General features: G+C 67.0%; 9 protein-coding genes and 1 pseudogene. 7 read left to right on the forward strand and 3 right to left on the reverse strand.

Annotation, left to right across the window (positions count from 1 at the left end):
* From ACIQ42_RS10725 to ACIQ42_RS10735, 3 genes are all read left to right on the forward strand, one after another.
* A partial coding sequence (locus tag ACIQ42_RS10725; protein ID WP_397422187.1) for an isoleucine--tRNA ligase occupies nt 1–2,430 on the forward strand: 2,430 nt, incomplete at its 5' end.
* Nucleotides 2,427–2,912 carry a signal peptidase II gene (lspA, locus tag ACIQ42_RS10730; RefSeq protein ID WP_397422188.1) on the forward strand — a complete coding sequence of 162 codons (486 nt, stop codon included), beginning with the start codon at nt 2,427–2,429 and terminating at the stop codon, nt 2,910–2,912. The genes ACIQ42_RS10725 and lspA, both read left to right, overlap by 4 nt.
* 120 nt (nt 2,913–3,032) lie before the next feature.
* A complete protein-coding gene (locus ACIQ42_RS10735) occupies nt 3,033–3,593 on the forward strand; it encodes a DUF3035 domain-containing protein (RefSeq protein ID WP_397404911.1) in 561 nt (186 codons plus the stop codon).
* A 23-nt stretch (nt 3,594–3,616) separates the two neighbouring features.
* On the opposite strand, the gene ACIQ42_RS10740 is transcribed toward ACIQ42_RS10735, so the two are convergent.
* Nucleotides 3,617–4,558, reverse strand: a complete 942-nt coding sequence (locus tag ACIQ42_RS10740; protein ID WP_397422189.1) for a TraB/GumN family protein — start codon at nt 4,556–4,558, stop codon at nt 3,617–3,619.
* 51 nt (nt 4,559–4,609) lie between these two features.
* Between ACIQ42_RS10740 and mutL the strand changes: the two genes are divergently transcribed.
* Nucleotides 4,610–6,430, forward strand: coding sequence for a DNA mismatch repair endonuclease MutL (gene mutL, locus ACIQ42_RS10745; RefSeq protein ID WP_397422190.1), 1,821 nt, complete (start codon nt 4,610–4,612; stop codon nt 6,428–6,430).
* Here the strand turns inward: mutL and rsmD are convergent.
* Complete coding sequence (rsmD, locus tag ACIQ42_RS10750) at nt 6,427–6,999, reverse strand: 16S rRNA (guanine(966)-N(2))-methyltransferase RsmD (protein ID WP_397422191.1); 573 nt, start codon at nt 6,997–6,999, stop codon at nt 6,427–6,429. The genes mutL and rsmD overlap by 4 nt on opposite strands.
* 153 nt (nt 7,000–7,152) lie before the next feature.
* Between rsmD and ACIQ42_RS10755 the strand changes: the two are divergent.
* Nucleotides 7,153–7,773: pseudogene (locus tag ACIQ42_RS10755) on the forward strand (enoyl-CoA hydratase/isomerase family protein); the annotation flags it as partial.
* Here the strand turns inward: ACIQ42_RS10755 and ACIQ42_RS10760 are convergent.
* Complete coding sequence (locus tag ACIQ42_RS10760) at nt 7,733–8,995, reverse strand: pseudouridine synthase (protein WP_397422192.1); 1,263 nt, start codon at nt 8,993–8,995, stop codon at nt 7,733–7,735. The pseudogene ACIQ42_RS10755 and the gene ACIQ42_RS10760 overlap by 41 nt on opposite strands.
* Nucleotides 8,996–9,007: 12 nt before the next feature.
* On the opposite strand from ACIQ42_RS10760, the gene tadA reads away from it, so the two are divergent.
* Complete coding sequence (gene tadA, locus ACIQ42_RS10765) at nt 9,008–9,451, forward strand: tRNA adenosine(34) deaminase TadA (RefSeq protein WP_397422194.1); 444 nt, start codon at nt 9,008–9,010, stop codon at nt 9,449–9,451.
* Between the two features lie 69 nt (nt 9,452–9,520).
* On the forward strand, nt 9,521–10,265 hold a 745-nt coding region (locus ACIQ42_RS10770), incomplete at its 3' end, for an SDR family NAD(P)-dependent oxidoreductase (protein ID WP_397422193.1).

The following is a 10,265-nucleotide window of genomic DNA, read 5'->3' on the forward strand; positions in this document are numbered from 1 at the left end:
GACTGGGAAAACCGCTACGCCACCATGGACTATTCGAGCGAGGCCACCATCGTGGCCGAATTCCACAAGTTCATGGCCTCCGGCCAGCTCTATCGCGGCTCGAAACCCGTGATGTGGAGCCCGGTGGAGCGCACCGCCCTGGCCGACGCCGAGGTGGAGTATCACGACCACAACAGCCCGACGATCTGGGCGAAGTTCCCCGTGGTCGAAGGCTCCGACGCCACACAGGGCGCCTCGGTGGTGATCTGGACCACCACGCCCTGGACCATCCCGGCCAACCGGGCCGTCAGCTACAATGAGAGCATCGACTACGCGGTCTACCAGGTCGAGGCCATGGAAGAGGGCCTGGCCTTCGAGCCCTGGGCCAAACCCGGCGACCGCCTGATCGTGGCCGAGAAGCTGTCGGGCGATGTCTTCAAGGCCGCCATGATCGCCAGCGCGCGCAAGATCGAAGCCGTCGACTGCCAGGGCATGGTTCTGGCCCATCCGCTGGCCAGTCTTGACAGCCACTACGGCTTCCCCGTGCCGATGCTGTCCGGCGACCACGTGACCGACGACGCCGGCACCGGTTTCGTCCACACTGCGCCCGGCCACGGCGCGGACGACTATGTAGTCTGGATGGCCCACGGACACCGCGAGATCCCGGAGACAGTGGATCCCGACGGCGCCTACTATCCGGGCGTGGCGCTGTTCGCCGGCCTGAAGGTGCTGGAGACCGAGGGCAAGAAGTCCGGCAAGTTCGGCCCGGCCAACCCGGCCGTCATGGACAAGCTGATCGAGGCCGGGAACCTGCTGGCGCGCGGGCGGCTGGAGCACAGCTATCCGCATTCCTGGCGGTCCGGCGCGCCCGTCATTTTCCGCAACACGCCCCAGTGGTTCATCCGAATGGATGAGCCGCTCGAGGACAAGGCGCATAATGGCCGCACCCTGCGCGAGACCGCACTGGAGGCCATCGAGGCGACCAAATTCTATCCCGCCGGCGGCAAGAACCGTATCCGCTCGATGGTGGAAAGCCGCCCCGACTGGCTGATCAGCCGTCAGCGCGCCTGGGGCGCGCCGCTCGCCATGTTTGTCGACAAGGAAACCGGCCAGCCCCTGCACGACGAGGAGGTCAACCGCCGCATCGTCGATCTGATCGCCAAAGAAGGTGCCGACGCCTGGTTCAATCGCCCTGACGCCGATTTCCTGGGCGAGCACGATCCCCAGCGTTTCGAAAAGGTCGAGGATATCCTCGATGTCTGGTTCGATTCAGGCTCCACCCACGCCTTCACCCTGGAAAACCGGCCGCATACCAGATGGCCCGCCGATCTCTACCTCGAGGGTTCCGACCAGCATCGCGGCTGGTTCCAGTCCTCGCTGCTGGAAAGCTCCGGCACGCGCGGCCGCGCACCCTATGACGCGATCCTCACCCACGGCTTCACCATGGATGAGAATGGCGAGAAGATGTCCAAGTCCAAGGGCAACACCGTCGATCCCGAGGTGGTGATCCGCGAAAGCGGCGCCGAAATCATCCGCCTGTGGGCGGCCATGATCGACTACGCTGACGACAGCCGCATCGGCAAGACGGTACTGCAGACGACTTCCGACGCCTATCGCAAGCTACGCAACACTATCCGCTATATGCTGGGCGCGCTGGCCGACTATTCGCCGGATGAAGCCGTGGAACTCGAACAGATGCCGCCGCTGGAACGGTTCATCCTGCATCGTCTTTTCGAACTCGATGCCCAGGTTCGTGCGGCCTATAATGATTATGTTTTTCAGGATGTTATCCGGCCGATCACCGAATTCTGCCAGAACGAACTGTCAGCGCTATTCTTCGATATCCGCCGGGACTGCCTCTACTGCGACCAGCCGGGCGATGTGAAGCGCCGGGCGGCGCGCACGGTGATGGACGCGGTGTTCGAACGCCTGACCGCCTGGCTGGCCCCGCTGATCCCCTTCACCATGGAAGAGGCCTGGGCCACCCGCTATCCAGACGCCCATCCCAACGCCATGCGGGTGATCCCGACCACGCCGGCGGACTGGCGCAATGACGCCGAGGCGGCGCGCTGGGCCAAGGTCCAGCAGGTGACCTCTGTGGTCACCGGTGCCCTTGAGATCGAGCGCCGGGAAAAGCGCATGGGCGCCGCGCTCGAGGCTGCGCCCCGGGTGCATGTTTCGGATCCCGACCTGCTGGCCGCCCTCGAGGGGCTGGACGCCGCAGAGGTCTTCCGCACCAGCCAGGCGACGCTGGTGGTGGGGCAGGGCCCGGCCGACGCCTTCCGCCTGGCCGATGTGTCCGGTGTTGCGGTGGAGCCGCTGAAAGCCGAGGGCAGGAAGTGCGCCCGCTCATGGCGCATCCTGCCGGAGGTAGGATCGGACCCCCGCTACCCGGACCTGTCGCTCCGCGACGCTGCGGCCGTGGCGGCCTGGGATGCGGCGCGCACATGACGGCCGTCTCACGCATCGGCTGGATGGCCTACGCCATCTCGCTCCTGGTGATCGCGCTGGATCAGGCCAGCAAGGTCTGGATCATGGAGGTGCTGCGCCTGCCGGAGTATGTCCCCCACGAGGTGGTCTGGCCGCTGCAGTTCACCCGTATCTGGAACCAGGGGGTCAGCTTCGGCCTGCTGCAGGCCGGCCACGACGCCGTACGGTGGGCCCTGGTGGTCTTCTCGCTGGGCGTCGCCGCCTTCCTGGCCAACTGGGCGCGCAGCAACACCCGTCGGTTCCTGGGCATCGGTCTTGGGCTGGTGATGGGCGGCGCCATCGGCAATGCGATCGACCGGACCCGCTTCGGCGCCGTGGTGGACTTCCTCGACGTCTCGCGGCTGGGCTTCTTCCCGTGGATCTTCAACGTCGCCGACGCGGCCATCACTGTCGGGGTGGTCGTGCTGTTACTGGATACGCTTCGCGGAGAGCCCAAGGCCTGATCCGTTGGCCTTGGGCGTCGATTGCGCTATCTGGAGAGCCGCGCCGTTTTCCCGCCACAGGAACCCGGCAGGATGACACTAGGACGTGCGTCGGTCAGACGCCTGGGAGTTGCTGGATACATGAGCCTGAACCGAGTGATCGTCGTAGCCGCTCTCGCTGCGACCGCGGGCCTCGCCGGCTGCACATCGACCCAGAAGGCCCTGGGTATGTCCAAGGTGACGCCCGACGAGTTCCGGATTGTCACCAAGGCGCCGCTGGTGGTGCCGCCCGACTATGCGCTCCGCCCCCCGGCGCCCGGCGAACCGCGGCCGCAGGAACTGCAGCCCGAGAGCGCCGCGCGCAACGCCCTGCTGGGCCAGCGCGAAGCCGAGCAACGCTCCGAAGGCGAGAAGATGCTGGTCGCCAAGGCTGGCGCCGAAAAGGCCGATCCCCTGGTCCGCTACGTGGTCGACGACGAGTTCGGCGATATCGCGCACAAGGAAAAGAGCTTCGCGGACACGGTGATGTTCTGGAAGAAGGATGCCGCGGCACCCGCTGCCGGCGCCACATCCGGCCTCGACGGCTCAACCACCCAGGTCGACGCCGCGGCGGAGAAGGAACGCATCGCCAAGCTCACTGGCGACAAGTCCGTGGTGATCCAGCGCGAAGGCAAGTCCCGGATCAAGCTTCCGGGTCTGTGAGCCTTCCCCCTTGAGTGGGGGCGTCACAATTCTCCTGGTGTCTTGACCGTGAACCCCTGCGCCCTCAGGCGTGCAAGAACACCGTTCTGCGCCAGCAGCGGACGAAGCGAGACCAGCACGATCGCGTGCCCTGGGGTCTTCAACGCGCTGGCTATGGCCGCCGCCGTATCGGCCTTGGTGCGCTCGTCATAGGTGCGCCCGCCGCTGATAGTAGACAGGCATCGTTCATAGGTCCGCTCGTTGTCGAGGGCGCCGCGCACATCTCCGACCGCCCAGGCCCGCGCTGCGGCCAGGGTCGCGCCGGGACCAGCTTCGGCCTGAGCCAGCACCTCGTCGAAGCAGATCCTGCCCACCGATGAAGGCGTCCGCAAGATGCCGCCCAACTGGGGCCCCAGATCATAGCTCTTCTCGATTACCTTCACGCGGTTCTGCTGGGCGAGATAACGCACCAGCTTTGCCGGGTCGCTGTTGGTCAGGCTGGAGACGTCACGATAGTCGATGGCCAACTGCACGCCGGCCGCCAGCGGGTTGCGGGTGTCATAGTGTTTGGCGCTCTGCCCCAGCCGCGTGCGGACGGCTACGAAACGCGCGCGGGTGGCGGGGTCCAGGGTGGCCTCGAAGGGTCCGCCGGACTTGATCCGCAGGAAGTTGATGGCCGTCCCGATCGAGCCGCCCAGCTTGGCGCGCACGTTCACAAACGGCAGCACCACAACATTGGCGTCCTTGAGCCGCCGCTCGAAGATCGATCGGTCCCACTGCATCCGCTTGGGCGCAATTGATGGCACCCCCAGCACATAGACTGTGGTGTCGGCGTCGGTAACGCGCCACCAGGCGGGGCCGGGCAGGCGGCCGGTGACCACCAGTTCCTCCACCAGCGTCTCATCAGGATCGGGCGCGGGCGCCTGAGCCGAAGCTGGCAGCGCGCCAAGCCAGGCGAGGAGGCTCAGGATCAGAAGACGTTTCACGACAGGCATGAGGCTCCCTGGAATCGTACTATGTCCTTAAGTTGAACCAACATGCCCATTCATCGCCTCCCTACCGAACTGATCAACCGCATCGCCGCCGGCGAGGTGGTGGAGCGGCCCGCCAGCGCGGTCAAGGAGCTGGTGGAGAACGCTCTCGACGCCGGCGCCCGGGACGTGCAGGTCCAGGCCGACGGCGGTGGCCTCACCCGTATCCTCGTGGCCGATGATGGCCATGGTTTGGCGGCCGACCAGCTTCCGCTGGCGGTGGAACGCCACGCGACCTCCAAGCTCTACCCCGGCGAGGACGGCGACTACGACCTGCTGCGGATCGCTACGCTAGGATTCCGCGGCGAGGCGCTGCCCTCGATCGGCTCCGTCTCGCGTCTGTCGATCACCAGCCGGGCAAAGGGCGTGGCCGACGCGCATGCCATCCATGTTGACGCCGGGGCGGTGAGCGCGGTGACCCCGGCGGGCTTCCCGGGTCCGCACGGTGCGCGGATCGAGGTGCGGGACCTGTTCTACGCCACGCCCGCGCGCCTGAAGTTCATGAAGTCTGAACGCACCGAGTCCACGGCGATCACCGAGGAACTCAAGCGCCAGGCCATGGCCCATGAGACGGTCAGCTTCTCGCTCGATATCGACGGCCGCCGCGCCCTGCGCCTGCCGGCCGAGGTGGCCGGGCCCGATGGTCGGCTGGCGCGGCTGTCGGCGATCATGGGCCGCGAGTTCTCCGACAATGCCCTGGCGCTGGATCACGAGCGCGAGGGCGTACGCCTGACGGGCTTCGCGGGCCTGCCCACCTACAACCGAGGCAACGCGGCGCACCAGTACCTGTTCGTCAATGGCCGCCCGGTGCGTGACCGCCTGCTACAGGGCGCGTTGCGCGGCGCCTACGCCGACTTCCTGGCCCGCGATCGCCACCCGCTGGCCGCGCTCTATGTCGAGCTCGACGCCGGGCTCGTGGACGTCAATGTCCACCCGGCCAAGGCCGAGGTGCGGTTCCGCGATCCAGGGCTGGTGCGCGGCCTGATCGTCAGCGGCCTGCGCCATTCCCTGGCGGCTGCGGGGCACCGGGCCTCGACCACCGTCTCGATGGCCGCCCTGGGTGGCTTTCGTCCGAACAGCATGCCGCCGCAACCGTCGGGCGCAGGGTTCTCTGCCTGGCGTCAGGGCGGCTGGGCGCAGGCCGTGCAGTCGATCCCGGGCTTTTCGGAAGTATCCGCACGTGCGGAACCCGATCCCGCATTGGGGGTCGCTGAACCCTCGGTCACGACCGCCTTCGATCCGGTGGACTTCCCGCTCGGTGCCGCTCGCGCCCAGGTGCACGAGACCTATATCGTGGCCCAGACCCGCGACGGGGTGGTGATCGTCGACCAGCACGCGGCTCATGAGCGCCTGGTCTATGAACGCATGAAGGCCGAGATGGCCGACGGCGGCGTCGCCCGCCAGGCCCTTCTGCTGCCCGAGGTGGTTGAGCTCGACCCCGCCGAGGCCGACCGGGTGCTGGCCCGCGCCGACGAACTGGCTGCCCTGGGGCTGGTCGTGGAGCCGTTCGGCGGCGGCGCGGTTCTGGTTCGGGAAGTTCCGGCCCTGCTGGGCGAAACCGACGCCGCCGGTCTGATCCGTGACATTGCCGACGACCTGGCCGAGAACGGTCAGGCGCTCGCGCTCAAGGAACGGCTGGAGGACGTCTGTTCCACCATGGCCTGTCACGGCTCGGTCCGCGCAGGTCGCCGTCTGAGCGCGCCCGAGATGAACGCCCTCCTCCGGCAGATGGAGGCAACCCCCCATTCAGGCCAGTGCAACCACGGCCGGCCGACCTATGTGGAACTCAGGCTGGCGGACATCGAGCGGCTGTTCGGGCGGCGCTAGGGGCCGTCAAACCGCAGGAAGTTGACCCGCGCCGCGCCGTAGTCGCGGGCGTCCAGCACCGTGAACTCCGGAATATCGAACGCAACTTCCGAAACGCTCCTTTCGAAGACCAAGACCGCGCCCGGGGCCAACCATCCGCCCTCCGCGAGCTTCGCCAGTGCAACCTCGCCAAGTCCCCGGGCGTAGGGCGGGTCAAGAAACACCAGGTCAAACGCCGGGCCATCTGCACCGGGCTTAACGCCGAGATCGGTGGCGTCACGACGGTGCACCCGTGTCTTGCCGAACAGGCCACCCAGATTCTCGACGTTGTCGCGGATGGCCCCGCGGGCCGCCTCGTCAGTTTCCACGAAAAGACAGAAGTCCGCGCCCCGCGACAACGCTTCGAAACCCAGCGCGCCCGAGCCTGCGAACAGGTCGATCACGCGCCGTCCGCGCACCCCCGGAGACCAGGCCGCATGCTCCAGGATGTTGAAGATCGCCTGTCGGGCGCGGTCGGAGGTTGGGCGTGTGGCCTCGCCTCTCGGCGTTACGAGGGCCTTGCCGCGAAACTCGCCCGATACGATGCGCACAGATGGCTCCTTGCTGGTCCTGCTCTCCCGTTCCAAGGTTTCGGCCAACAATCAAGGTGAACCGACGTCAGGGAGAACGACATGGGTCTGGTGAGTGTGGAACGCCGGGGCGGAATCGCGGTGATGACCTATGCGAATCCACCGTTGGGCACGATGACGGCTGCTGGCGCGCAGGAGATGCTGGATCTGTTCCGACCGCTCAGCGCCGATCCCACGGTGCGCTCGGTGATCATCACCGGTGGTCTGCCAGATATCTTCATCCGCCACTATGATGTCGGTGAGCTGGCCGTCATGGGCGAGCAGCTCAAGGGCGCTGCCGCGCCGCCACCCTCGGACGCTCCGCCGACGCAGGGCTTTCTGGCGCTGGCCGACGCGATCTTCGCTGCGCCCAAGCCGGTCGTTGCGGCCATCAACGGCCTCTGTATGGGGGGCGGGTTCGAACTGTCGCTGGCCTGTGACCTCCGGATCGCCAGCCCGACCGTCGAGGCCATCGGCCTTCCGGAGACCCGCGTAGGCATCTTCCCCGGCGGCGGCGGCACCCAGCGGCTGCCTCGTGTGGTGGGCGAGGCCAAGGCCCTGGAGATCATACTGCGCGGCCTGATCTTCTCTGGCGCCGAGGCGCACGCCATCGGCCTGGTGCATGAGCTGGCCGCCGACCCGCTGGCGCGCGCGCTGGAGATGGCCAGCGAATGGGAAACCCGCGGCGCGGACGGTATCGCTTACGCCAAACGGCTCACCCGCGCGGCCCTCGACCGCCCGATTTCGGAGGGCCTGGCCGACGAGCGCCGGTCTTTCCTGGAGGTGATGCGGACCCCTTCGGCCCGCGCGGGCCTGGCGCAGGGGCTGCCGCCCGCCCAGATCCAGAAGGTCTAGCCGGGCCGGGCCGGGGCGGGCCTGGCTTGGGTCGGTCAATGATGCCTGGCCGAGTAGGCGTGTCCTTCGCGGGGAACCATTTCGGTTTGGCTGCGGCTTTCGACTTGCCGGCAGCGCGGGCCTTGGCGACGGCCTTGTCCTTCAGCGGCTGCTTGGCCTTGGGCTTCGGCGTGGCCCATCCCGCCTTGTAGACCGGCTTTTCCTTGGGTGCGCGGACCGGCGCCAGATCGGCCTCGACCTTGGCCGCCTCCTGCGCGCGCCGAGCGGCGCTCTTGTTGGCCGACCGGAACTGGGGCCGCTCGCCGGTCGGCAGGTTTTCGGGCTCGATATGCTCGGACAGCATCTCGCGGATCACCCGGGGGCCGACTTCCTCGATCTCGCCGTCGCCCAGAGTACCAAGTGCAAATGGTCCATAGGCCAGACGGATCAGCCGGTTGACCTTGAGGTCGATAGCTTCCAGCACACGCCGGACTTCGCGGTTCTTGCCTTCCTGCAGGGTGACGGTGAGCCACAGGTTGGCGCCCTGCGGCCCCTCCTTGGCCTTGTCGAGTTTCGCCTCGACCGGGCCGTAGCGTACGCCCTCCACCGTGATCCCGTCTTTAAGCGTATCCAATCGCTCCTGGGTGGTCCGGCCGTGGGCGCGAGCCCTGTAACGCCGCACGATGCCAGTTGACGGCATCTCCAGAGCCCGGGCCAGGCCACCGTCGTTGGTCAGCAGCAGCAAGCCTTCGGAATTGATGTCCAGACGGCCCACCGAGATCAGGCGCGGCAACCCTTCGGGCAGGTTCTCGAACACCGTCGGCCGGCCCGCCGGGTCCTTGTGCGTGGTCACCAGTCCTACCGGCTTGTGATAGCGAAATACGCGCGCCGGTTCCGGCTCGCCCACGACCTCGCCGTCGACCGTCAGGATGTCGCCCGCGCTGACCTTGACTGCGGGTGTTGTCAGGGTTTGGCCATTGATCGCGACCCGGCCTTCGCCGATCAGACGCTCCACATCGCGGCGCGATCCCACGCCCGAACGCGCCAACAGTTTGGCGATGCGCTCGCCGCCTTCGCCCTCATCGCCGTCAGTGCGGGGTTGACCGTCGTCATCGCGATAGGGTCGTAGTGGATCGTGGATCATGATTTTCGCACCATGCGCATCGCGCTTGAGGCGGCGCAAGCCGCAGCCGACAATGGCGAGACGCCTGTGGGCGCTGTCGTGGTCGATCCCGCGACCGGCGAAGTCATCGCCACAGGCGCCAATCAGCCCATCGGAACCCATGATCCCACCGCCCACGCCGAGATCGTGGCCTTGCGCGCCGCGGCGCTGAAGCGGGGCAACTATCGGCTGACCGGCCTGACCCTGGTGGTCACCCTGGAGCCCTGCGCCATGTGCGCAGGTGCCATCAGCCACGCCCGGATCGGGCGGCTTGTGTTCGGCGCGGATGACGCAAAGGGCGGGGCGGTGTTCAACGGCCCCCGCTTCTTCGAACAACCCACCTGCCACTGGCGGCCGGAGGTGGTGGGGGGCGTCCTGGCTGACGAGAGCTCATCGATGCTGAAGGCCTTCTTCAAGTCGCGGCGTACCTCCAGATAAAGTCCAGACTTGCCAGAGTGGCCTTCACGGCAGGATGATGCTTCCAAACAAAGGTCTGGGAGGACGATCATGGCGGGACTGCTCGAAGGCAAGGTAGCGATCATCACCGGCGCGGGCGGTGGGCTGGGCGAGGCCTATGCCAAGCTGTTCGCCAAGGAGGGCGCCTCTGTCGTCGTGAACGACCTGGGCGGCTCACGCGACGGCTCCGGGAATGGGACCAGCGCTGCGGCCCAGAAGGTGGTCGATGAGATTATCGCAGAGGGCGGCAAGGCCGTGGCCAATGGCGACGACGTTTCCACCATGGCCGGAGGCGAGAACATCCTCAAGACGGCCCTGGACGCGTTCGGGCAGGTCGATATCCTGGTCTGCAATGCAGGCATCCTGCGCGATAAATCCTTCGCGAACACGTCCGAACAGGACTGGGATCTGGTGGTGAAGGTTCACCTTAAGGGCACCTACTGCTGCGTCCTGCCGGTCTGGAAGTGGATGAAGGACAACGGCAAGGGCGGCTCGATGGTGCTGACCTCGTCCACCTCGGGCCTCTACGGCAACTTCGGCCAGACCAACTACGGTGCGGCAAAGGCCGGCATCTACGGCATGGTCCGCGTGCTGGCCATCGAGGGGCGCAAGTACAACATCCGCGTCATGTGCCTGGCGCCTGGTGCCTACACCCGCATGACCGCCGACTTGCCAGGGCGCATTGGCAAGGACCCGGACCCGCTGAGCCTGCCCGAGAACATCGCGCCCGGCGTGCTCTACATGGTCTCGGACCTGGCGGCGGACCACTCGGGCAAGGTGCTGGGCGTCTCCAGTC

This window comes from Phenylobacterium sp., assembly GCF_044372605.1.
GTDB lineage: Bacteria > Pseudomonadota > Alphaproteobacteria > Caulobacterales > Caulobacteraceae > Phenylobacterium.

Bases quoted from the DNA above. Each gene is read 5' to 3' on its own strand.
- mutL (WP_397422190.1), top strand. From the start codon at position 4,610: ATGCCCATTCATCGCCTCCCTACCGAACTGATCAACCGCATCGCCGCC.
- tadA (WP_397422194.1), top strand. From the start codon at position 9,008: ATGCGCATCGCGCTTGAGGCGGCGCAAGCCGCAGCCGACAATGGCGAG.
- ACIQ42_RS10760 (WP_397422192.1), bottom strand. From the start codon at position 8,995: ATGATCCACGATCCACTACGACCCTATCGCGATGACGACGGTCAACCC.
- ACIQ42_RS10735 (WP_397404911.1), top strand. From the start codon at position 3,033: ATGAGCCTGAACCGAGTGATCGTCGTAGCCGCTCTCGCTGCGACCGCG.
- lspA (WP_397422188.1), top strand. From the start codon at position 2,427: ATGACGGCCGTCTCACGCATCGGCTGGATGGCCTACGCCATCTCGCTC.